The sequence below is a fragment of the Streptomyces omiyaensis genome (assembly GCF_014650895.1).
GTDB classification, from domain to species: Bacteria; Actinomycetota; Actinomycetes; order Streptomycetales; family Streptomycetaceae; genus Streptomyces; species Streptomyces omiyaensis.
Genome location: NZ_BMVV01000001.1, coordinates 412,316 through 434,996 on the forward strand (window position 1 = coordinate 412,316; position 22,681 = coordinate 434,996).

The 22,681-nt window shown below is 74.8% G+C and carries 14 protein-coding genes; 12 read left to right on the top strand and 2 right to left on the bottom strand.

Annotated elements, in window-relative coordinates; genetic code table 11:
* Nucleotides 1–80: 80 nt before the first annotated feature.
* The 6 genes from IE287_RS02065 to IE287_RS02090 all read left to right on the top strand — a co-directional run bounded on the left by IE287_RS02065 (nucleotide 81) and on the right by IE287_RS02090 (nucleotide 13,080).
* Entirely contained in the window at nucleotides 81–1,787 is a 1,707-nt protein-coding gene (locus IE287_RS02065; protein ID WP_189847087.1) for a glycerol-3-phosphate dehydrogenase/oxidase, read from the top strand.
* 197 nt (nucleotides 1,788–1,984) lie between these two features.
* Nucleotides 1,985–4,318 carry a serine/threonine-protein kinase gene (locus tag IE287_RS02070; RefSeq protein ID WP_189847088.1) on the top strand — a complete coding sequence of 778 codons (2,334 nt, stop codon included), beginning with the start codon at nucleotides 1,985–1,987 and terminating at the stop codon, nucleotides 4,316–4,318.
* Nucleotides 4,319–4,372: 54 nt separating this feature from the next.
* The gene (locus IE287_RS02075; RefSeq protein WP_189847089.1) at nucleotides 4,373–7,621 is read left to right on the top strand and encodes a serine/threonine kinase C-terminal domain-containing protein; all 3,249 of its coding nucleotides are present in this window, start codon (nucleotides 4,373–4,375) and stop codon (nucleotides 7,619–7,621) included.
* Nucleotides 7,622–7,723: 102 nt separating this feature from the next.
* Nucleotides 7,724–9,391 carry a serine/threonine-protein kinase gene (locus IE287_RS02080; protein WP_189847090.1) on the top strand — a complete coding sequence of 556 codons (1,668 nt, stop codon included), beginning with the start codon at nucleotides 7,724–7,726 and terminating at the stop codon, nucleotides 9,389–9,391.
* A gap of 150 nt (nucleotides 9,392–9,541) precedes the next feature.
* Entirely contained in the window at nucleotides 9,542–11,206 is a 1,665-nt protein-coding gene (locus IE287_RS02085) for a succinic semialdehyde dehydrogenase (protein ID WP_229883226.1), read from the top strand.
* Nucleotides 11,207–11,256: 50 nt separating this feature from the next.
* The gene (locus IE287_RS02090; protein ID WP_189847091.1) at nucleotides 11,257–13,080 is read left to right on the top strand and encodes a GMC family oxidoreductase; all 1,824 of its coding nucleotides are present in this window, start codon (nucleotides 11,257–11,259) and stop codon (nucleotides 13,078–13,080) included.
* A 689-nt stretch (nucleotides 13,081–13,769) separates the two neighbouring features.
* Here IE287_RS02090 and IE287_RS02095 read toward each other — a convergent pair.
* Complete coding sequence (locus IE287_RS02095; protein ID WP_189847092.1) at nucleotides 13,770–14,060, bottom strand: chorismate mutase; 291 nt, start codon at nucleotides 14,058–14,060, stop codon at nucleotides 13,770–13,772.
* Between the two features lie 347 nt (nucleotides 14,061–14,407).
* On the opposite strand from IE287_RS02095, the gene guaA reads away from it, so the two are divergent.
* The 4 genes from guaA (at nucleotide 14,408) to IE287_RS02115 (ending at nucleotide 18,991) form a co-directional block, all read left to right on the top strand.
* The gene (guaA, locus tag IE287_RS02100; RefSeq protein WP_189847093.1) at nucleotides 14,408–16,000 is read left to right on the top strand and encodes a glutamine-hydrolyzing GMP synthase; all 1,593 of its coding nucleotides are present in this window, start codon (nucleotides 14,408–14,410) and stop codon (nucleotides 15,998–16,000) included.
* Between the two features lie 108 nt (nucleotides 16,001–16,108).
* On the top strand, nucleotides 16,109–16,897 hold the full coding sequence (locus tag IE287_RS02105; protein ID WP_189847094.1) for a class II aldolase/adducin family protein: 789 nt from the start codon (nucleotides 16,109–16,111) through the stop codon (nucleotides 16,895–16,897).
* Between the two features lie 158 nt (nucleotides 16,898–17,055).
* Complete coding sequence (locus tag IE287_RS02110) at nucleotides 17,056–18,306, top strand: hypothetical protein (protein WP_189847095.1); 1,251 nt, start codon at nucleotides 17,056–17,058, stop codon at nucleotides 18,304–18,306.
* A gap of 169 nt (nucleotides 18,307–18,475) precedes the next feature.
* Nucleotides 18,476–18,991 carry a DoxX family protein gene (locus tag IE287_RS02115; protein ID WP_189847096.1) on the top strand — a complete coding sequence of 172 codons (516 nt, stop codon included), beginning with the start codon at nucleotides 18,476–18,478 and terminating at the stop codon, nucleotides 18,989–18,991.
* Between the two features lie 156 nt (nucleotides 18,992–19,147).
* Here the strand turns inward: IE287_RS02115 and IE287_RS02120 are convergent, their stop codons facing one another.
* Nucleotides 19,148–20,515 (bottom strand): PspC domain-containing protein, encoded by a 1,368-nt coding sequence (locus tag IE287_RS02120; RefSeq protein ID WP_189847097.1) that lies wholly within the window; start codon nucleotides 20,513–20,515, stop codon nucleotides 19,148–19,150.
* A gap of 157 nt (nucleotides 20,516–20,672) precedes the next feature.
* Here IE287_RS02120 and IE287_RS02125 point away from each other — a divergent pair, with 157 nt between their 5' ends.
* A complete protein-coding gene (locus tag IE287_RS02125; protein ID WP_189847098.1) occupies nucleotides 20,673–21,935 on the top strand; it encodes an ATP-binding protein in 1,263 nt (420 codons plus the stop codon).
* Nucleotides 21,932–22,663, top strand: coding sequence for a LuxR C-terminal-related transcriptional regulator (locus IE287_RS02130; RefSeq protein WP_189847099.1), 732 nt, complete (start codon nucleotides 21,932–21,934; stop codon nucleotides 22,661–22,663). Before IE287_RS02125 ends, IE287_RS02130 begins: the two co-directional genes overlap by 4 nt.
* Nucleotides 22,664–22,681: the final 18 nt, after the last annotated feature.

Consider the following 22,681-nt stretch of genomic DNA (forward strand, 5'->3'; position numbering starts at 1 on the left):
ACGGAGCGGTCCGGCTCTCCCGCGCCCGGACGCACGGCGGACGGGCGGCGGGACGCACGGGACGACGGGAGGCGGCAGCCGTGAGGACAGCGACACTGGGACCGGCCGAGCGGGCCGCGGCACTGGAGGCCATGGCCGAGCACGAGCTGGACGTGCTCGTCGTCGGCGGCGGCGTGGTCGGAGCCGGCACGGCCCTCGACGCGGTCACGCGCGGGCTCTCCACCGGCATCGTCGAGGCCCGCGACTGGGCCTCCGGCACCTCCAGCCGTTCCAGCAAGCTCATCCACGGCGGACTCCGCTATCTGGAGATGCTCGACTTCGCCCTGGTCCGCGAGGCCCTCAAGGAGCGCGGACTCCTCCTGGAGCGGCTCGCCCCCCACCTGGTGAAGCCCGTTCCGTTCCTCTACCCCCTCCGGCACCAGGGCTGGGAGCGCTTCTACGCGGGCTCCGGCGTCGCCCTGTACGACGCCATGTCCGTCTCCTCCGGGCACGGCCGCGGCCTCCCCGTCCACCGCCACCTCAGCCGCAGGGGCGCCCTGCGGGTCGCCCCCTGCCTGCGCAAGGACGCCCTCACCGGCGCCCTCCAGTACTACGACGCCCAGATGGACGACGCCCGCTTCGTCCTCACCCTGGTCCGCACCGCCGCCTCCTACGGCGCGCTGGCCGCCGGCCGCGCCCGCGTCGTCGGCTTCCTCCGGGAGGGCGAGCGGGTCGTCGGCGCCCGCGTCCAGGACGTCGAGACCGGCGGCGAGTACGTCGTCCGGGCCAAGCAGGTCGTCAACGCCACCGGGGTGTGGACCGACGACACCCAGGCCCTCATCGGCGAGCGCGGCCAGTTCCACGTCCGCGCCTCCAAGGGCATCCACCTCGTCGTCCCCAAGGACCGGATCCACTCCACCACCGGCCTCATCCTGCGCACCGAGAAGTCCGTCCTCTTCGTCATCCCCTGGGGACGCCACTGGATCGTCGGCACCACCGACACCGACTGGGACCTCGACAAGGCCCACCCCGCCGCCTCCAGCGCCGACATCGACTACCTCCTGGAGCACGTCAACACCGTGCTCGCCACCCCGCTCTCCCGGGACGACGTCCAGGGCGTCTACGCGGGCCTGCGCCCCCTCCTCGCCGGCGAGTCCGACGCCACCAGCAAGCTCTCCCGCGAGCACACCGTCGCCCACCCGGTGCCCGGCCTGGTCGTCGTCGCCGGCGGCAAGTACACGACCTACCGGGTGATGGCGAAGGACGCCGTCGACGAGGCCGTCCACGGCCTCGACCAGCGCGTCGCCCCCTGCGTCACCGAGGACACCCCGCTGATCGGAGCCGAGGGCTACCGGGCGCTGTGGAACGCGCGGGCCAGGATCGCCGCCCGCACCGGCCTCCACGTCGTCCGCGTCGAGCACCTGCTCAACCGATACGGCTCGCTCGCCGAGGAGCTCCTCGCCCTGATCGCCGAGGACCCCTCGCTCGGCGAGCCGCTCGCCGCCGCCGACGACTACCTGCGCGCCGAGGTCGTCTACGCCGCCTCCCACGAGGGCGCCCGCCACCTGGACGACGTCCTCACCCGCCGCACCCGCGTCTCCATCGAGACCTTCGACCGCGGCACCCGCAGCGCCCGCGAGGCCGCCGGGCTGATGGCGCCGGTCCTCGGCTGGGACGAGCGGCAGATCGAGAAGGAGGTCGAGCACTACGAGAAGCGGGTGGAGGCGGAGCGCGAGTCGCAGCGGCAGCCCGACGACCTCACCGCGGACGCCGCACGGCTCGGTGCGCCCGACATCGTCCCGATCTGACGGGTCCCCCGGCTGACGGTGCGTCCGGGAACCGGGGGAACCCGGGGGCCCCGGTGGCGCGTCGTCATACCGGAGTACGGACCCGGGGACGCCGCCCGCCGCGAGGTGGGGGACAATGGGCTCTCTTCCAGGGCGGGTTGCCGCAGCGTGCGGAGTGCGGCGGACGCGGCGGAGATCAGGGATCGCAGAGGGGACGCATGTCGGAGTCGGAGCAGTCGCGGGACACGGCGAAGGACCCCCGGCGGGACGCCCCCGCGGGGACCGCCACCGACGGCGGACGGGGAGCGGTTCCGGCCGCGCGCGAGGCGCGGCGGGACGCGGCGGAACAGGACGCGGGCACGCCCGCCGCGGAGCCGCGCCCCCAGGACGCCGGACCGGAGGAGACGAAGCCTCAGGAGGCCGCGCCCCAGGACCGGAAGCCCCGCGAGGAGGCGGAACCCCGGGACCGCGCGCCCCGCGACCGGGTGCCCGGGACCGAGCCGTCCACCGGACGGGCCGGCTTCGGCGCCGGGGACGGCGACGGGCAGCGGCCCGCGGCCGACCGGCTCCGCAAGGACTCCTCGTCCACCGCCGAGACCGAGGGCCGGCTGCTCGCCGGCCGCTACCGGCTCGGCGCCCTCCTCGGCCGCGGCGGCATGGGCACCGTCTGGCGCGCCGTCGACGAGACCCTCGGCCGCACCGTCGCCGTCAAGGAACTCCGCTTCCCCAGCAGCATCGACGAGGACGAGAAGCGCCGCCTGATCACCCGGACCCTGCGCGAGGCCAAGGCCATCGCCAAGATCCGCAACAACGGCGCCGTGACCGTCTACGACGTCGTCGACGAGGACGACCGCCCCTGGATCGTCATGGAGCTCATCGAGGGCAAGTCGCTCGCCGACGCGGTCCGCGAGGACGGCGTCCTCACCCCGCGCCGCGCCGCCGAGGTCGGCCTCGCCATCCTCGACGTGCTGCGCTCCGCGCACCGCGAGGGCATCCTGCACCGCGACGTGAAGCCCTCCAACGTCCTCATCTCCGACGACGGGCGCGTCGTCCTCACCGACTTCGGCATCGCCCAGGTGGAGGGCGACCCCTCCATCACCTCGACCGGCATGCTGGTCGGCGCCCCCTCGTACATCTCGCCCGAGCGCGCCCGCGGCCACAAGCCCGGCCCGGCCGCCGACATGTGGTCGCTGGGCGGCCTGCTCTACGCGGCGGTCGAGGGCTGCCCGCCGTACGACAAGGGCTCCGCGATCGCGACCCTCACCGCCGTCATGACCGAGCCCGTCGACCCGCCGAAGAACGCGGGCCCCGGTCTCGAACAGGTCATCTACGGACTGCTCGCCAAGGACCCGGCGCAGCGGCTCGACGACGCCCGCGCCCGGGTGCTGCTGCGCGCGGTGCTGGACGCCCCCGAGACCGCGCCCGAGCCCTCGCCCGAGACCACCAGGGTCGTCCCGCTGCCGGCCCGTCCGGAGCGGGAGCCGGAGGTGCGGGCCGCCGCCCGGGAGAAGGCCCCCGAGCCCGCCGCCGACCGGATGCGGGGCGCCCTCGCCTCCGTGCGGAACGCGGCCGCGGCGGCCAAGGCCGAGGCGAAGGCGAAGGACCGGGCCAAGGACGCCAGGGCCAAGGAGGCCGAGAAGGCCGGGACCAAGGAGTCCTCCCGGCCGGTGCCCGCGCAGGGCGGCTCCCGGCCGGCCCCGGTCCGCGCCCCGCTCACCGACGTCGTCCCCCGGCGCACCCTGGTGATCATCGCGGCGGTCGCCGTGCTCGCCGTGCTCGGCACCATCCTCGCCGTCTCGCTGAACGGCGACGACAAGGGCGACGAGGGCAAGGGCGGCGAGACCACCGTCTCGGCCGGGACCACGGCCGGCGGCGACGGCGGCGACGCCGGCTCCGGCGCGACGGGCGGCGACGGCGGCAAGGGCGGCACGCCCAGCGACCCCGGCCAGCAGGGCGGCACCCAGCCCGGCGGGGACGGCGCCTCCGGCTCCGCCGCGACGGGCACCGGCGGAGCGACCGGCACCCCGGGCACCTCCACCGGCCAGACCGGCACCACGCCCACCGGCACGCCCGGCGGCGGCACCGGCGCCGCGCTCCCCGCCGGCTACGCCGTCGTCACCAACGACCGCTTCCACTTCTCCATGGCCATGCCCTCCTCCTTCGTCATGCGCCCCATAGAGGGCTACAGCGGGGGCGCCATATGGAGCGAGAGCGGCGGCTTCCCGCGCGTCCAGGTCGACTTCAACGGCAGCCCCAAGGACGACGCGAAGGCCGCCTGGCTCGCCGCCGTCGGCGGTGTCCGCCTCACCAGCAGCGGGTACAGGCACCTCGGCGTCGACACCGTCGCGTGGAAGGGCTACCCGACCGTCGCGGACTGGAGCTTCGAGCGGAACCAGAAGGGCGAGCGGGTCCGCGTCCTCAACCGCGGCTTCAAGGTCGACGCGAAGCACGGCTACTCGATCATGATCACCTGCAAGGCGGCGGAGTGGGACGCCGCCGCGTGCCGGACGCTCCGGGACACGGCGTTCGCCACGTTCAGCCCCAAGGACTGACCGGCCCCCGTATCGTGAGGGGCGGGGGACGACCGAAGCGCAGGGGGAGGCGCCGTGGACGAGTACGCGGGAAGGGTGCTCGCTGAGCGCTACCGCCTGCCCCTGCCGCCCACCGGCGCCGACGCCCTCGTCGACCTCGTCGAGACCCGCGCCTTCGACACGTACAGCGGCCAGGAGGTGCGGATCCGGCAGGTCCCCCTGCCGGAGATCGTCGACGCCGAACTCCTCGGCGAGGGACCCGCGCCCACCGGTCCGCGCGGCGGCGGGGGCGCCACCCGCAGACCGGCCGAGCCCGTCGCCCGCCGCGCGATCGAGGCGGCCCAGGCGGCCGCGCAGATCCCCGACCACCCGTTACTCGACCAGGTCTTCGACGTCTTCGCGGAAGCCGGCTCGCTGTGGATAGTCAGCGAACACGTGGCCGCCCGTCCGCTCTCCGCCCTCCTCGCCGAGGGCCCGCTCAACCCCTTCCGCGCCGCCGAGATCGCCGCGGACCTCCTCACCGCCCTGCGCGTCCTCCACGCCCACGGCTGGGTCCACCGCAACATCACCGCCCGCACGGTCCTGGTCTGCGACGACGGGCGCGTCCTCCTCACCGGCCTCGCCGCCGGCGCCGCCGAGGAGGCCCTGTGCGGCTACGCCCCCGTCCCCGACCCGGAGGACCCGCCCTTCCCCGCCCCCGAGCCGGAGTACGGGGGGCCGGGACCGTACGGGGAGACCGAGGGGACCGAAGGGGCCGGCGACGCCGGGGACCACGAGGACTACGGGGACCACGAGGAGCGCGAGGAGTACGAGGAGTACGGGGCGACCGGGGAGTACGAGGAGCCCGGGAACCAGGAGGCGTACGAGCCGGCCGCGCACCACGAGCCGTACGAGGCGTACGAGCCCGCCGCGCGCCACGAGGCCTACGGGACCGGGGAGCACGCGACCGGCGCGTACGGGACGGAGGTGTACGAGACCGGGGAGTACGCGGCCCCCGAGGGCGTCGCCGCGCTGCCCGCCGCACCCGAGCCCGCCGCCGAGCCCGGGCCGCCGGAGGACCCGGAGCCCGTCCCGTACGGCGTCGACCCCTACGGGCGGGCCGCACCGCAGCGTCCCGCGAGCCCGCCGGAGGCCCCGGCGGTACCGCCCAGCGCCGATCTGCGGGCGGCCAGGGCGGGTGCCATCGCCGCCTACCGCGCGGCCACCCGCGCCGCCGCCGCGCGGCGCGGCGACACCGGACCGCTTCCGGACCGGCGCCCGGCCGTGCCCGGGCCGACGCCCGCGCCCGAACCCCGGCCCGCACCCGACTCCCCGTCCGCGCCCCGGGCCGTGCCCGTCCCCTGGCCCGAGCCGCCGTCACCGGCCCCGCCCGGGGCCGTCGCGGAGCCCGGCCCGGCGGGGCCCGCCCTGCCCGGAGGCACCCGGCCCGGCCCGGCCCCGCAGTGGTGGGCGCGCACGGGCGACGACGCCGCCGACGAGGACGAGGAGGACGAGGAGGGGGACGAGCGGCCCCCCGGCGGCCCGCGTCCGCCCCGGCTGATGCTCAAGGGCACCTGGAGCGACGGCCCGCACGCCTCCCGGGACGACGCGCCGCGCGTCCCGGCGGGCGGCGGTTCCGTGCTGCCCGGGTCCGGCCGCCCCGCGCTGCCCGCCGGGTACACCGCCGCCCCGGTGCCCGCCCGCCGGGTGCCGTCGCCCGCGGAGGCGGCCGTGCCCGCGCAGCCGGGTCCCGCGGCGGAGCGGTACCGCGGCCCGGCCACCCGGCTCGACGCCGAGCGGGCCCGGCAGACCCGGATCGCGGTCGTCGGCGCCGTCACCGAGCGCTGGGCGCCCGAACAGGCCGGGCCCGTCCACGAGAACTGGCGCCTCGCCCCGCCCATCGGCCCCGCCACCGACCTGTGGGCGCTCGGCGCGCTGCTGTACCGGGCCGTCCAGGGCCACGCCCCGTACCCCGAGGACAGCGCGGCCGAACTGGTCCAGCTGGTCTGCGCCGAGCCGCCCGCCTTCGCCGAGGAGTGCGGACCGCTGCGCCCGGTGGTGGAGTCGCTGCTGCGCCAGGACCCCACCGAGCGGCCGGACTTCGAGGAGCTGCGCGGCTGGCTGCGGTCGCTGGTCAGGTCCGCGCCGGAGCCGGAGCCGGACCTCGCGGCGGCGCCCCCGTCGCGCTTCGACCCCCGGCGGCTGCCGATCCTGCGCCGCCGGGGCGAGCTGGTGCGCCGCCGCCGGGCGGCCGCCGCCTCCGGGCGCCACCGGCACCGGCGCGGCAAGGAGCCCCGCCCCGAGCGGACCGCCCCGCCCGCCCCCGCACCCGAGCCGCCGTCGCGGCCCTTCCCCGCGTACGAGGACGACGGCGCCGGCGACCGGTACGGGCCGTCGCGGGAGACGCCGTTCGAGCAGGACGAGCGGTACGAGCCGGTGCGCGGGACGCCGTTCGACTCGCACGAGCGGTACGAGCCGCAGCGGGAGACGCCGTCCGAGTCGCGCGAGCGGTACGAGCCTGTCCGGGAAGCGCCGTTCGAGACGCACGAGCGGTACGGGTCCCGGCAGGCGTACGAGTACGGCCACGAGGACGCCGAGCCCGAGCCGCGGCGCCGGGGTCCGCGCCCGCAGGCCGCCCCGCGCTCCCTGGGCCGCAGACTGCTCCTGTTCGTCCTCCTGCTGCTCGGCGGCGCGCTGGCGTACGCCGCCGTCGCCCTGCCCCGGGACGGCGGGAAGCCCGCCGACGCCGGTCCCCCGGCGGCCCCGACGAAGGCCGCCTCCCCGGCGACCACGCCCCCCGCGCCGGCGCCGACCACCGCCCCGCCCGCCACCACCCCGGCGGCCCCGCGGACCCCGCAGACCTCCGCCCCGCCCGCCTCCGGTCCCGCGCCGGCCGCCGGCTACGTGCTGCGCGAGGACCCGGAGGGCTTCCGGATCGGCGTCCCCCGCGACTGGCGGCGCAGCTCCGTCAACGACGCGGGGCAAGTCCGCTACACCGGGGGCGACTTCACCCTGATCGTCGTCCCGGGCCGGGACAGCGTCCGGGACCACGGCTCCGATCCGCTGGAGTACCAGAGCTCCAGGGAGCGCGAGCTGGAGCCCTACCGGCAGTCCAGCTGGTCGCAGTTGGTGAAGGCCCGGCGGGTGGACATCGGCCGCACGCCGACCGCCGAGGGGCAGTACACCTGGATGGACGGCACGGGCCGGGAGGTCTTCGTCCACAACCTCGCGCTGATCGAGGACGGCCGCTATTACGTCGTCCAGGTGATCGGTCCGGAGAGCGAGCGGGAGAAGGTCACGGAGGTCTACGAGGAGGCCGTGAAGGGGTTCCGGGCGGGGCGTTGACCGCCTCCGGCGGTCACAGTGCGGTTCCTTTGCGGGCCCCGCGGTTCCGTCCGCCGTCCCCTCCTCCGTAACCTGGCATCGGAAGCAACGGGGCGGGGGCAAGTGGAACACTCTCAGAGCACAGGGTCGGGGCTGCTGCTCGCCGGGCGGTACCGGCTCGGCGAGTCCATCGGACGCGGCGGCATGGGCAAGGTCTGGCGCGCGCACGACGAGGTCCTGCACCGGGTGGTGGCGGTCAAGGAGCTGACGGCGGGCAGGTTCGTCGCCGAGGCGGACCGGCTGGTGCTGCACGCCCGCACCCAGAAGGAGGCGCGGGCCGCCGCCCGGATCACCCACCCCGGCGTGGTGACCGTCCACGACGTCCTCGAACACGACGACCGGCCGTGGATCGTCATGCAGTTCGTCGACGGCCCGTCGCTCGCCGACGTCGTCAAGGAGGCCGGCACCGTCGCGCCGCGCGAGGCCGCCCGGGTCGGGCTGCACGTCGTCGGCGCGCTGCGGGCCGCGCACGCCGCGGGCGTGCTCCACCGGGACGTGAAGCCGGGCAACGTCCTCCTCGCCCGCGACGGGCGGGTCCTCATCACCGACTTCGGCATCGCGGCGATCGAGGGCGACTCGACCATCACCCGGACCGGCGAACTCGTCGGCTCCATCGACTACCTGGCGCCCGAGCGGGTGCAGGGCGGCGATCCCGGTCCGGCCTCCGACCTCTGGTCGCTCGGTGCCACCCTGTACACGGCGGTCGAGGGCTCCTCGCCGTTCCGCCGCACCTCCCCGATCAGCACCATGCAGGCCGTCGTCGCCGAGGAGCCGCCGTACCCGGCGAACGCCGGGCCGCTCGCGTCGGTCATCGTGGCGCTGCTGCGCAAGGACCCGGCACAGCGGCCGCGCGCCGACGAGGCCGAGCGGATGCTGCTCGACGCGATGGAGGGCCGCAGCCCGGAGGCCGCCCAGGCCTACGTGCCGACCCAGCGGATGGACCTGGAGCGGGTGGACACGCCCTCCGGGGCGACCGGCCGGGAGGACGTGCCGACCCCGGTGGCCCCGACGCCGCGCACGGCCCCGTGGCCGGCCCCGGCGCAGCCCTCCGCCGCCCACCCCGCCCCGGCCCCGCCGGCGCCCGCCGGGAAGGGCCGCCGGTACTCCGCCGTCCTCACCGCGGTGCTCGCCGCCGTCGTCGCCGGCGGCGCCGTCTTCGCCGTGATGCAGTACGGGGGAGGGGGCGGCGAGCCCGGCGCCGGTCCGACGACCGGCGTCACCGGATCCGTGACCCCGACCCCGACCCCGACCGCCGCCAAGGGCGTGTCGGCGGACGGCATCCCGGAGGGCTGGCACCGGGTCGAGGACCCGAAGGGCTTCAGCGTGGTCGTCCCGGACGGCTGGAAGCGCCAGACCGACGGCGGGAACATCGACTACACCCCGGACGGCGGCCGCCACCGGCTCCGGATCAGCATCGACGCCAGCCCCGACTTCGAGAACCCGTACACCCACCTCCTGGACCTGGAGAAGACGCTCCGGAAGCGGATGGACTACCAGCGGGTGTGGCTCAACCAGAACACCTACCGCGATCAGGTCAAGTCCGCGCTGTGGGAGTTCACCTGGACCGAGAAGCAGAACTTCCCGGGGCCGCGGCACGCGATCGACCAGGTGTACTTCGGCGACGACGGCACCGAGTACGCGATCTACATGACCTCGCCGGAGTCGAGCTGGGAGAAGACCCGGGAACAGTTCGACGTCGTCCTCCAGCACTGGCGGGCGCCCGGCACCTGAGCTCCGTAAAAATCTTCCCCACGCCCCCCGCCGGCCGTAAGCCCCTGATCAGGGCTTATGTGCCAGTGATCACTGGCATGGTGGACGCGGGGGTGAAAACGCGTTACCGGCGGGTACCCAAAGACCGGAACGGCGCCTACGCTCGGCGTCATGACGGACTCGCAGGCCACCGCCGCCCCCACGGTTCCCGCCGACGCCGCGCCGGCGGCCCGCACCGCCGCCCCGGCCGGCGCCACCAACCCGGTCGCCCCGGTGCCGGTCGGCGCCCGGACCGCCGACGACGTGGTGACGCCCGACCTGGTCGCCCGGCTCACCCGGGGCGTCATCGGCTCCGGCCGCACCGCCAACCACACGCCCTTCACCGGGCGGAAGCTGGCGGACCTGCCCGAGGCCACGCCCGAGGACGTCGCCGAGGCGTTCGCCCGCGCCCGCGCCGCGCAGGCCGCCTGGGCCGCCACCCCCGTCCGGGCCCGCGCCGCCGTCCTGCTCCGCTTCCACGACCTCGTCCTCGCCCGCCAGTCCGAGGTCCTCGACCTCATCCAGCTGGAGACCGGCAAGGCCCGGCTGCACGCCCACGAGGAGGTCCTCGCGGTCGCCGTCGCCGCCCGCCACTACGGGCGCAAGGCCTCCTCGTACCTGCGCCCCAAGCGCCACACCGGTGTCGTCCCGACCCTCACCAAGGTCACCGAGCTGCGCCAGCCGCGCGGGGTCGTCGGCCAGATCGCGCCCTGGAACTACCCGCTCGAACTCTCGGTCGGCGACGCCCTGCCCGCCTTCGTGACGGGCAACGCCCTCGTCATGAAGCCCGACACCGAGACCGCGCTCACCGCCCTGTGGGCCCGTGACCTGCTCATCGAGGCCGGACTGCCGGCCGAGGTCTTCCAGGTCGTGCTCGGCGAGGGCCCGGTCGTCGGCCCCGAGGTCGTCCGGCACGCCGACTACGTCTCCTTCACCGGCTCCACCCGCACCGGCCGCGAGGTCGCCCAGGGCGCCGCCGCCCGGCTCGTCGGCGTCAGCCTGGAGCTCGGCGGCAAGAACGCCATGCTGGTGCTGGAGGACGCCGACATCGAGAAGGCCGCCGCCGGCGCCGTCCGCGCCTGCTTCTCCTCCGCCGGCCAGCTCTGCATCTCCATCGAGCGCCTCTACGTCCACGCGTCGGTCGCCGACGCCTTCGTCGAGCGCTTCGCCGCCCGCACCCGGGCCATGCGCCTCGGCAACTCCCTCGCGTACGGCGCCGACATGGGCTCCCTCGTCGGCGAGCGCCAGCTGGAGACCGTCGCCCGCCACGTCGACGAGGCCGTCGCCAAGGGCGCCAGGCTCGTCGCCGGCGGCGTCGCCCGCCCCGACATCGGCCCGCTCTTCTACGAGCCGACCATCCTCGACGGCGTCGAGGCCCCGATGTCCGTCTGCGCCGAGGAGACCTTCGGCCCGGTCGTCTCGATCTACCGCTTCACCGACGAGGACGAGGCCGTCGCGGAGGCCAACGCCACGCCGTACGGCCTCAACTCCTCCGTCTGGACCACGAACGCGCGCCGCGGCCACGCCGTCGCCGCCCGGCTGCGCACCGGCACCGTCAACATCAACGAGGGGTACGCGCCCGCGTACGGCAGCGTCCGCGCCCCGATGGGCGGCATGAAGGACTCCGGTCTCGGCCGCCGCCACGGCTCCGAGGGCATCCTCAAGTACACCGAGGCCCAGACCGTCGCCCAGCAGCGCCTGATGCCGCTCGCGCCCTCCTTCGGGATGGACGACGAGGCGTACGCGAAGGTGATGAGCCTCTCCCTGAAGGCGATGAAGGCCCTGCGCCTGAGCTGACGCGCCGCCCGCCCCCGCCCGACCCGCCCCTTTCCCTGACGAGGAGAGCCATGACCGCGGTACCCCCTGCCCGAAATCAGGACGACGACGACGCGTACGACTACGACGTCCTCGTGGTCGGCTCCGGCTTCGGCGGTTCGGTCACCGCCCTCCGGCTCACCGAGAAGGGCTACCGGGTCGGCGTCCTGGAGGCCGGCCGCCGCTTCACCCGGGAGAGCCTGCCGAAGAACTCCTGGGACCTGAAGAACTTCCTGTGGGCCCCGGCCCTCGGCCTCTACGGCATCCAGCGCATCCACCTGCTGGGCAACGTGATGGTGCTGGCGGGCGCGGGCGTCGGAGGCGGCTCCCTCAACTACGCGAACACGCTGTACGAGCCCCTCGCGCCGTTCTTCGACGACCCGCAGTGGAGGGACATCACCGACTGGCGCTCCGAGCTCGCCCCGTACTACGACCAGGCGAAGCGGATGCTGGGCGTGCGGCTCAACCCGACGATGACCCCGTCCGACGTCCACCTGAAGGCCGCCGCCCAGGCCATGGGCATCGGCGACACCTTCCACATGGCGCCGGTCGGCGTCTTCTTCGGCGACGGGAGGGACGCCGTCGGCGAGGACGGCTCCGCCCCGGCGCGGGTGCGGCCCGGCGCGGAGGTCGCCGACCCGTTCTTCGGCGGCGCCGGCCCCTCGCGCAAGGCCTGCACCGAGTGCGGCGAGTGCATGACCGGCTGCCGCCACGGCGCCAAGAACACCCTCAACGAGAACTACCTGTACCTCGCGGAGAAGGCGGGCGCGGTCGTCCACCCGATGACCTCCGTCGTCGCCGTCACCGAGGACTCGCGCGGCGGCTACGCCGTGAAGACCCTCCCGACCGACGACCGGAGGAAGGGCAGGGGCCGCACCTTCACCGCCCGGCGGGTGGTCGTCGCCGCCGGCACCTACGGGACCCAGACCCTGCTCCACCGGATGAAGGACAGCGGCCTGCTGCCCCGGATCTCCGGCCGGCTCGGCGAGCTGACCCGCACCAACTCCGAGGGCATCGTCGGCGCCCAGACCACCGACCGCCGCTACCGGCGCAAGCACGGCAAGGAGAGGGCCGACTTCACCCGCGGCGTCGCCATCACCTCGTCGGTCCACCCGGACGCGAACACCCACATCGAGCCGGTCCGCTACGGCAAGGGCTCCAACTCGATGGGCGGCCTCACCGTCCTCCAGGTCCCCTACGGCGCCCACCGGGTGCGCAACTGGGCCCTCGGCATGCTCCGCCACCCCGCCCTGGCGCTCCGCTCGCTCTCCAACCGGCGCTGGTCGGAGAAGACGATCATCGGCCTCGTCATGCAGTCCCTCGACAACTCGCTGACCACCTACCGCAAGCCCGGCGGCATCGGGAAGGGCCTGCTCACGGCCCGCCAGGGACACGGGGCGCCGAACCCGACGCAGATCGAGGCGGCGACCCGGGCCGCCACCCTGCTCTCCGAGGAGATCAACGGCTTCGCCGGCTCCAACATCGGCGAGCTGATGGGCACCCCGCTGACCGCGCACTTCCTCGGCGGCTGTCCGATCGGCGCCGACGCGGAGTCCGGCGTCATCGACCCGTACCACCGCCTCTACGGGCACCCGGGCATCTCGGTCGTGGACGGTTCGGCGGTCTCCGCCAACCTCGGGGTGAACCCGTCCCTGACGATCACCGCCCAGGCGGAGCGGGCGATGTCCTTCTGGCCGAACAAGGGCGAGGAGGACCCGCGGCCCCGGCAGGGCGAGGCGTACGCGCGCGTGGCGGCGGTCGAGCCGAAGTCCCCGGCGGTCCCGGCCGAGGCGTTCGGCGCCCTGCGGCTGCCGTTCCTCGGCATCCCGGCGGTCCCGCCGAAGAAGCAGGCCTGACCGAAGGTCCTCCAGGGACCGGGGGCCAGGGGCCGGGACACGGAAAGGGCGCTGCACCCCCCTCCGAGTGCAGCGCCCTTCCGGCTTTTCTGTGGTGCTGCATAGATGACCGCCGACCCCCGCCTTTGGTTGTAGGCGTTGTACGAGTTCTTGATGTGACGCGCGTCACATAGGGGGGCGGGGTATGGGGAGGGCCCGTGCCGCGATTCCGGTCGCGGCACGGGCCCTGGGGTCGGCACCGGTGTCAGGGCAGCGGCGGTGCCGAACGGAGCGGCGCCGGGGGGTCGCGCCGCGTCGGGGGAGGAGAGGTCGGAGGGGGACGGGAGATCCGGAGGGGACGGGTACGGAGGGGGTGCGGGCCGCGGGATCCGCGACCGGTGAGCCGGTTGCGGTCGGCCCCGGGCGTCCCCGGGACCGACCGCCCTTTCTGGGTGACCGGGCTGCTGTCCCCTGCCGTCCGGTCACGTGCGCTGGAGCGAGGTCCCACGACGTGCCAGAAGCACGCCACACGCCCCAGCGAAGCCACGCGTGGTTTCTGCGGGCCCGCCCCTGGCTGGCACGGACACCCCGCTCAACGAAGCCCGGCGGGAGCCGGTCACGCGCCGTACGGGTGAGAGCGGCACCGAACGCGGGTGCGGGCACCCACCCGGACGCGTCCCGGCCGCACCGCCGCCTCCCGGCGGGGTCCCTCAGATGCGCCCCCGGCACAGCTCCAGCATCGTCATCGCCAGGGCCGTGCCCGGCCTGCCCAGCGCGTCGCGGTAGTGGGCGAGCACGTCCATCTCGCGGTTCAGGTTCACCCGCCGGCCGCCCGAGGAGATCCGGGCCTCCTGGATCACCGCCGAGACCGCCATCCGTTCCTGGATGAGACCGATGATCCGGTCGTCGAGCGCGTCGATCCGCTCGCGGGCGTCGCCGATCAGCGAGGCCGCCTCGTCGGTGCGGGCGCCGGTCTGCTCGGTGAGGGTCTTCGTGGTCACGCGGGGCTCCTGGTGGTGTGGAGGCCCCGGATCGGCCCGGCCCGGGAAACGCAGGACGCCCCGGGCCTGATCGGCCCGGGGCGCCTGGGAAGTCGCTTGTCAGTTGCTCAAGCAGCACGACCATGGCAGCCGGTGGGCCGGTCGCCATAGGTAAACACGAAGGTCGAGTGCGTGCGCATGGCGCCAGTATGGACCCCGCGCTCCCGCCCGGTGCAAGCCGGGCCCGGATGGTGAGACGAAGGCCACCCCGGTTCGGATGGTGAGACGAAGAGCGTCACCCGCGCGCCGGTAGAATCGACAAATAGGCCCCTTCGGGGGAACCCTCCTACCGCCGGAAGGCCGCCGTAGTGTCATCAGCGTCCCCCGCTGCCGCGCCCGACGTCACCAACCCGGACGTAGTCCTCGTTGTCGACTTCGGCGCCCAGTACGCCCAGCTCATCGCCCGCCGCGTCCGCGAGGCCCGGGTCTACAGCGAGATCGTCCCGTCCACCATGCCGGTGGCCGAGATGCTGGCCAAGAACCCGAAGGCGATCATCCTCTCCGGCGGTCCGTCCTCCGTGTACGCCGAGGGCGCCCCGCGCCTCGACCGTGCGCTCTTCGAGGCCGGCGTCCCCGTCTTCGGCATGTGCTACGGCTTCCAGCTGATGGCGACGACCCTCGGTGGCACCGTCGACAACACCGGCGCCCGCGAGTACGGCCGCACCCCCCTGCACGTCTCCAAGGCCGGCTCCACCCTCTTCGAGGGCACCCCGGTCGAGCAGTCCGTGTGGATGTCGCACGGCGACGCCTGCTCCGCCGCCCCCGAGGGCTTCGCCGTCACCGCCTCCACCGACGTGGTCCCGGTCGCCGCCTTCGAGAACGACGAGAAGAAGCTCTACGGCGTCCAGTACCACCCCGAGGTGCTGCACTCCACGCACGGCCAGCAGATCCTGGAGCACTTCCTCTACCGCGGCGCCGGCATCCAGCCCACCTGGACCACCGGCAACGTGATCGAGGAGCAGGTCGCGGCCATCCGCGCCCAGGTCGGCGACAAGCGCGCCATCTGCGGCCTCTCCGGCGGCGTCGACTCCGCGGTGGCCGCGGCCCTCGTCCAGAAGGCCATCGGCGACCAGCTCACCTGCGTGTACGTCGACCACGGCCTGATGCGCAAGGACGAGACCGAGCAGGTCGAGAAGGACTTCGTCGCCGCGACCGGCGCCCGCCTGGTCGTCGTCGACGCCGAGAAGCGCTTCCTCGACGCCCTCGCCGGCGTCTCCGACCCCGAGACCAAGCGCAAGATCATCGGCCGGGAGTTCATCCGCGTCTTCGAGCAGGCGCAGCTGGAGATCCTCCAGGAGGAGGGCCCCGAGGTCGCCTTCCTCGTGCAGGGCACCCTCTACCCGGACATCGTCGAGTCCGGCGGCGGCACCGGCACCGCCAACATCAAGTCGCACCACAACGTGGGCGGCCTCCCCGACGACATCGAGTTCGAGCTCGTCGAGCCGCTGCGGCAGCTCTTCAAGGACGAGGTCCGCATGGTCGGCCAGGAGCTCGGCCTGCCCGAGGAGATCGTCCAGCGCCAGCCCTTCCCCGGCCCCGGCCTCGGCATCCGCATCGTCGGCGAGGTCACCAAGGAGCGGCTCGACCTGCTCCGCGAGGCCGACGCCATCGCCCGCGAGGAGCTGACCAAGGCCGGTCTCGACCGCGAGATCTGGCAGTGCCCGGTCGTGCTGCTCGCCGACGTCCGCTCCGTCGGCGTCCAGGGCGACGGCCGCACCTACGGCCACCCGATCGTCCTGCGCCCGGTCTCCTCCGAGGACGCCATGACGGCCGACTGGTCGCGCCTGCCGTACGAGGTCCTCGCCAAGATCTCCACCCGGATCACCAACGAGGTCGCCGACGTCAACCGCGTCGTCCTCGACGTCACCAGCAAGCCCCCGGGCACCATCGAGTGGGAGTGACCCCTCCCGCACGCCGACGGAGCCGCCGCCCCCGCGAGGGGCGGCGGCTCCGTCGTCTTCCCGTCCGGACTCTGGTGACTTGACCGGCCGGGCGTTACCTTCCGGCGCATGACCGAGATACCGGCCCCCGTCCCCGTCGACCGGCTCCACTTCGCCATGCCGCCCGTCCACGCGACGGCCGAGGAGGAACGCGCCCACCGCAAACAGCGGCTCGCCGGCGCGCTCCGGCTCTTCGGGCGGCTCGGGTACGAGGAGGGCGTCTCCGGCCACATCACCGTCCGCGACCCCGAGTACGACGACTGCTACTGGGTGAACCCCTTCGGCGCCCCCTTCGGCGACCTCACCGCGAGCGACCTCGTCCTCGCCGACGGGGACGGCCGGGTCGTCCTCGGCGGTCACCACGTCAACCAGGCGGCCTTCACCGTCCACGCCCAGGTCCACCGCGCCCGCCCGGACGCCGTCGCCGTCGCCCACACCCACTCCACCCACGGGCGCGCCCTGGCCGCCCTCGGCGAACTCCTCGACCCCCTCACCCAGGAGGCCTGCGCCTTCTACCAGGACCACGCCCTCTACGACGCCTACACCGGCGTCACCGTCGACGCCGAGGAGGCCCGCCGCGTCGCCCTCGCCCTCGGCCCCTTCAAGGGCATCGTCCTGCGCAACCACGGCCTGCTCACCGTCGGCTCCTCCGTCGACGCCGCCGCCTGGTGGTTCATCGCCATGGACCGGTGCGCCCGCATCCAGCTCGCCGCCCGCGCCGCCGGCAAACCCGTCCTCATCGACCACCGGGACGCCGTCGCCACCCGCGAACAGCTCGGCACCGACCTCGTCGCCTGGATCAACTACCAGCCCCTCTGGCTCAGGATCAGCCGAGCGGAGCCCGAACTCCTGTCGTAACACCATCCCTTCACCCTTCCGTACGTCAATGGGATGACGCGGCAATCACTCTCCGGCGGGGCGCACGCGGCCTTCGCGAGCACCCTCCGTGCGGCACAATTCCCAGAAACCAGAGGCAGGTTGAGCTCGAAACCTCGACATCGGGAAGTGGCGGCACCGTGGCGGTCCAAGAGGCGAGACAGTACGGCGCACACCACGGTGCCCAAGGGCACCCGACGGCCTGCGCCGGCTGCGCCCACTGCGGGGAGACCGGTCACCGCCGCGCCGTCGCGGCCTTCCTCGCCCGCCGCGAGGAGCTCGCCGCCGGCCGCGGCGTCCCCGCCGCCGTCGCCCACTCCCCGGTCGCCGCCCGCCAGTGGGTCTCCGACGAACTCGCCCAGTCCGCCCGGGCCGTGACCGCCCACGGCCGGGAGGCCTCGCTCGCCTGGCTCGCGCGCGTCCGCACCGGCAGCCTCGCCGCGATCTGGGCCGCCGTCCTCGCCCTCCTCCTCGGCCAGGCCCTCACCGCCCTCGGCACCGGCTGGACCGCCGCCCGCACCGCCGGCCTCTGCACCGCCCTCCTCCTCGCCGTCCCGCTCACCGCCACCGCCCACGCCCACCGCGCCCGCGGCGGCCTCCTCGCCGTCCTCACCGGTGAGGACAACCGGCTCTCCACCACCCGCGCCGTCGCCGCCGCCTGGCTCCTCCTCCTCTGCTACGCCCTGCTCCTCCTCACCCTCCGCGCGCCCACCGCCACCGCCTTCGGCCTCTCCGGCGCCGCCGGGCTCGTCACCGTCCTCGCCCTCGTCTCCGCCGTCGCCGTCACCGCCCGGCTCGTCGTCTCCACCCGGATCGCCGCCCAGCGCCTCCAGAAGGTCCGCGCCGACCGCCCCCGCGCCGCCGACCTCCTCTGCGACGACAACGGCCGCGCCGACCTCGCCGACGTCCAGTACGTCCTCGTCTCCGGCGCCGTCCTCGTCTTCGCCGCCGTCCGGCTCGCCGGCGACCCCGGCCGCCTCCCCGGGCTGCCGTGGTCCCTCGCCCTCCTCGTCGCCGTCTCCGCCGCCTGGCACCTGGCCGCCAAGTGCACCGAGGGCGGCCGGCCCGCCGTCCACGCCGTGGTCCGCGCCCGCGAGGCCGGCGACCTCGACGCCCCCATCCGCACCGGCGACGACATCGAGATCCGCGGCCACGGCTTCGTCCCGCCCGGCGCCGCCTCCCCCGACCCGCTGACCCGGCTCGTCGTCCGCATCGGCCCCGTCCACGCCCACGTGCCGCTGGTCCCGGTCCCCGGCGGCTTCGCCAACCCCACCGACACCGTGCTCACCGTCCCGCTCCCCGCCGACGTCGAGCCCGGCCGGGTCGAGGTCTCCGTCGTCACCGCCGCCGGCCTGGAGACCAACCGGGTCACGATCGACGTCGCCGACTGACCCCTCCCCGAGACCGGCGCTCCCGGAGCCCGGGGCCCCCGGAGACCTGCGGACTCCCCCGGCCGGGCGGCCGACCCACCCGGTTCCCGTCCTCCTGTGTCCCTTCACAGGCCGAACGGGGACAATCGGTCCGCGAACAGTCGTGCGGGGCGTGGAGAGGTGAGCGATCATGACCGAGTACCAGGGGAGCCCCGGCAGGACCGGCCTCCGGAGCCGCACGGACGCCTGGCGGGCCACCGCCTCCCGGTACGCCCTCCTGCCGCTGCGGATCTTCCTCGGCGTCACCTTCGTCTACGCCGGCCTCGACAAGCTCACCGACCCGGCCTTCCTCGCCGACACCGGCACCGGCTCCATCGGCGAGACCATGCGCGGCGTCCGCGACTCCTCGGCCGTCCCCTGGCTCGTCGACCTCGCCCTCCACAGCCCCACCGGCTTCGGCTGCGCCATCGCCCTCGGCGAGCTCGCCGTCGGCCTCGGCACCCTCCTCGGCCTCTACGCCCGGGTGGCCGCCCTCGGCGGCGCCCTCATCTCGCTGAGCCTCTGGCTCACCGTCAGCTGGCAGGTGACCCCGTACTACCTCGGCAACGACCTCGCCTACCTCATCGCCTGGCTGCCGCTGCTGCTCGCCGGCGCCCCGCTGCTCTCCGCCGACCGGCTCCTCGCCGAACGCCGCCGGATGCCGTAGGCCACCCAGGTCACCAGACCGGCCACCCCCAGCCCGCCGCACATCACCGGGACCGCCAGCCACCACGGGACCGACCACGCCCCGGCCAGCTCGCCGCCGTAGGCCGCGGCCAGGGCGAGGGAGGCCACGCCGACGACCAGCCGGCCCGGACGGAACTCATGAAGCAGCACGGGTGACCTCCACCTGTCCGAGGGCGACCTCCAGCGAGAGGTCCAGCGTCCCCGCCGGGTCGACCCCGGCGGGCGGGTTCAGCGTCCGCGTCTCGTCGCGGTGCGGGGCGACGTCGATGTCGTCGGGCGCCTGCCCGGGCAGCTGGAGATCGCCGAGACCCACCTGGGCGCGGAGCCTCACCACCACGTCGTCCGGCACGACCACCTCCAGCTTCCCCGCGCCCACGTCGACCGCGGTCGACACCGTCGTCCCCTCGGGCACCGTCAGCTGGGACAGGTCCAGCGTCCCCACCCCGGCGCCCAGGTCGTACTGCGGCTGCACGGCGGCCACCGTGGCCGGCGTCCACGTCTGACGCGTCCAGTCCGTGGTGATCCTGTCCGGCAGGGCGACCGCGCCGGCCAGCAGCGCCGCCGTCACCACCGCCTGGAAGATCGTGCCGAAGCCGGTCCGGCCCAGGACGCTGCTGACCACGAGCCCCAGGCCGAGGACGCCCAGGGCGGCCGCCAGCCCCGTCGCCAGGCTGGTGCCCAGCGGCTGCGACTCCCACGTCAGGGCCGTGCCCGCGACCGCCGCGCCCAGCGCGAGCAGGTCGACGAGACCGGCGATCGAGTACGGGCTCCGCCGCACCGACGGCTCCGGACGCTCCGCGCTCCGCGGCGCGCTCCACCGGCTCCCGGGCTTCGGCACCTCGCCGTCGACCCGGCCCTCCTCGTCGACGATCCCGAGCGGTCCCCACATGTAGCCGAAGGCCACCTTGCCGGTGGAGCCGTCCTTCACGATCGGATCGCGCCACCACGAGCTCATCTGGCCCTCCGGGAACGTCAGCGGCGGCGCCTTCGCCTCCGGCGGCACCGGGACCCGCGCGTGCGGCGCCTTCGGCCGCACCTCCGCATCGCCCTCGGTCTCCCCGCCGGCCGTGTGCCGCCGCTGCGACCAGTACGCCGCCCCGGCCGTGACCAGCGTCAGCAGCACCGCGAAGCCCAGCAGCGAGCCCGTGCGCAGCATCGACAGGAAGATGCCGCAGCCCACCAGCGCCATGAGCACCGCCGCGAGCGAGGCGCCGGACACCCGGCCGGTCAGCAGCCGCCGGCCCTCGCCGTCCTCCTCGCCCACGAGCGGGATCAGCAGCCACGCGAAGCCGTAGAAGATCAGTCCCACGCCGCCCGTGACCACCAGCACCGCCAGGACGGTCCGGAAGATCACCGGGTCCATGTCGAAGTGCCGGCCGAGACCGCCGCACACCCCGCCGACCACTCGGCTCGAACGCGAGCGGCGCAGCGGGGCTGCGGTGGCGGCCTCTGCCGCCGGTGGGGCCTCGGGGTGCGCGGGCCGCGAAGGCGTCGAACTCGTCATGCGTCCATGGTGACCGCCCGTGCCCCCCGGACGGCACCGGGAACGACCCTGGCGCGACCCTGATATTCGACGGCGTGTCGACCCCGAGGCGATCCCCGGGTCGATCTCAGGGCCGACCCTGATGCCCCGGGCGGGCCGGACGTGTGACGATCGGCGCATGTCCGCAACCGCTCGCGTCACCGACCTCGACGAACCGCCCGTGCGCAGGCTCTACCGGAGCGCCGACGGGCGGTGGCTCGGCGGTGTCGCCCGCGGCCTCGCCGGACACCTCGGCCTGCCCGTCGCCTGGGTGCGCGCCGTCTTCGCGGTGCTCGTCCTCACCGAGGGACTCGGGCTGCTGCTCTACGCGGTCTTCTGGATCGTCGTCCCGCTCGGTGTCGGGGGCCGGGCCGACCCCCGCCCCGTCTTCGAGACCACCGAGGACGGCAGACGCCGGCTCCGCAAACCCGACCGGGGCCAGATCGTCGCCCTCGTCGCCCTCGCCGTCGGCGCCGCGATCTTCATCGCCAACCTGAGGCTGGACGGCGAGACCGGACGGTACGTGTGGCCGACGCTGCTCATCGGCGTCGGCGTCGTCCTGGTGTGGCGGCAGGCCGACAACGCCCGCCGCGACACCTGGACCGGCCGGGTCAAGCACGGGCGCGGCTTCCACCTGGTCCGCGGGCTCGTCGGCGTGGCCCTGGTCGGCACCGGCCTCGCCGTCTTCGTGGTCGTGCGCGGTTCCGTCGCCCAGATCGGCACCGCGCTGACCGCCGCCGTCGCGGTGCTGACCGGCATAGCGCTGCTCGCCGGCCCCTGGCTGATCCGGATGTCGCAGGACCTCAGCGCGGAGCGGACCCTGCGCATCCGCGCCCAGGAGCGGGCCGAGGTCGCCGCCCACGTCCACGACTCCGTGCTCCACACCCTCACCCTGATCCAGCGCAACGCCGACGACGCCGGCGAGGTCCGCCGGCTCGCCCGCGCCCAGGAGCGCGAGCTGCGGAACTGGCTGTACAAGCCCGAGGGCACCGGCAGGGACGAGGAGCCCGAGACCCTCGCCGAGGCGGTGAAGCGGGCCGCCGCCGAGGTCGAGGACCAGCACGGCGTGCCGCTGGAGGTGGTCGTCGTCGGCGACTGCCCCCTCGACGAGCAGCTGACCGCGCAGATGCAGGCCGCGCGCGAGGCGATGGTCAACGCCGCGAAGTACGGTGGCGAGGGCGGGGCGGTGCAGGTCTACGCCGAGGTGGAGGGGCGCACGGTGTTCGTGTCGGTGCGCGACCGCGGCCCCGGATTCGACCTGGACGAGGTCCCCGAGGACAGAATGGGCGTACGAGAATCGATCATCGGCCGGATGCAGCGCAACGGCGGTACGGCCCGGCTGCGGGCCGTACCGGGCGGGGGCACCGAAGTCGAGCTGGAGATGGAGAGGGCGGACGGATGAGCGACGAGACCGGAGCGACGACCGGGGCCGACGGGGAGACGGGGCCGGTCGCGGCGGGCGGTGCCGGGCGCCGGGTGCGGGTCGTCCTCGTCGACGACCACCGCATGTTCCGCACCGGCGTCCAGGCCGAGATCGGCCGGACCGACATCACCGGGGTCGAGGTGGTCGGTGAGGCCGCCGACGTCGACCAGGCCGTCACCGTCATCACGGCCACCCGGCCCGAGGTCGTGCTCCTCGACGTGCACCTGCCCGGCGGCGGCGGGGTCGAGGTGCTGCGCCGCTGCGCCGGACTGATGGGTGCGGCCGAGGACCCGGTCCGCTTCCTCGCGCTCTCCGTGTCGGACGCGGCGGAGGACGTGATCGGCGTGATCCGGGGCGGGGCCCGCGGCTACGTCACCAAGACGATCACCGGTGACGACCTGGTGGACTCGATCTTCCGGGTCCAGGAGGGCGACGCCGTCTTCTCCCCGCGCCTGGCCGGCTTCGTCCTGGACGCCTTCGCCTCCACCGACGCGCCCCCGGTGGACGAGGACCTGGACCGGCTGACCCAGCGGGAGCGCGAGGTCCTGCGGCTGATCGCCCGGGGATACGCGTACAAGGAGGTCGCCAAGCAGCTCTACATCTCGGTGAAGACCGTCGAGTCGCACGTCTCCGCGGTGCTCCGCAAGCTCCAGCTCTCCAACCGGCACGAGCTGACCCGCTGGGCCACCGCCCGCCGTCTGGTCTGAGGGCCCCCGCGGGCGCCC

Excerpts from the sequence above, each read along its gene's own strand:
- IE287_RS02070 (WP_189847088.1), top strand. The coding sequence starts at position 1,985 with ATGTCGGAGTCGGAGCAGTCGCGGGACACGGCGAAGGACCCCCGGCGG.
- IE287_RS02085 (WP_229883226.1), top strand. The coding sequence starts at position 9,542 with ATGACGGACTCGCAGGCCACCGCCGCCCCCACGGTTCCCGCCGACGCC.
- IE287_RS02090 (WP_189847091.1), top strand. The coding sequence starts at position 11,257 with ATGACCGCGGTACCCCCTGCCCGAAATCAGGACGACGACGACGCGTAC.
- IE287_RS02105 (WP_189847094.1), top strand. The coding sequence starts at position 16,109 with ATGACCGAGATACCGGCCCCCGTCCCCGTCGACCGGCTCCACTTCGCC.
- IE287_RS02115 (WP_189847096.1), top strand. The coding sequence starts at position 18,476 with ATGACCGAGTACCAGGGGAGCCCCGGCAGGACCGGCCTCCGGAGCCGC.
- IE287_RS02120 (WP_189847097.1), bottom strand. The coding sequence starts at position 20,515 with ATGACGAGTTCGACGCCTTCGCGGCCCGCGCACCCCGAGGCCCCACCG.
- IE287_RS02125 (WP_189847098.1), top strand. The coding sequence starts at position 20,673 with ATGTCCGCAACCGCTCGCGTCACCGACCTCGACGAACCGCCCGTGCGC.
- IE287_RS02130 (WP_189847099.1), top strand. The coding sequence starts at position 21,932 with ATGAGCGACGAGACCGGAGCGACGACCGGGGCCGACGGGGAGACGGGG.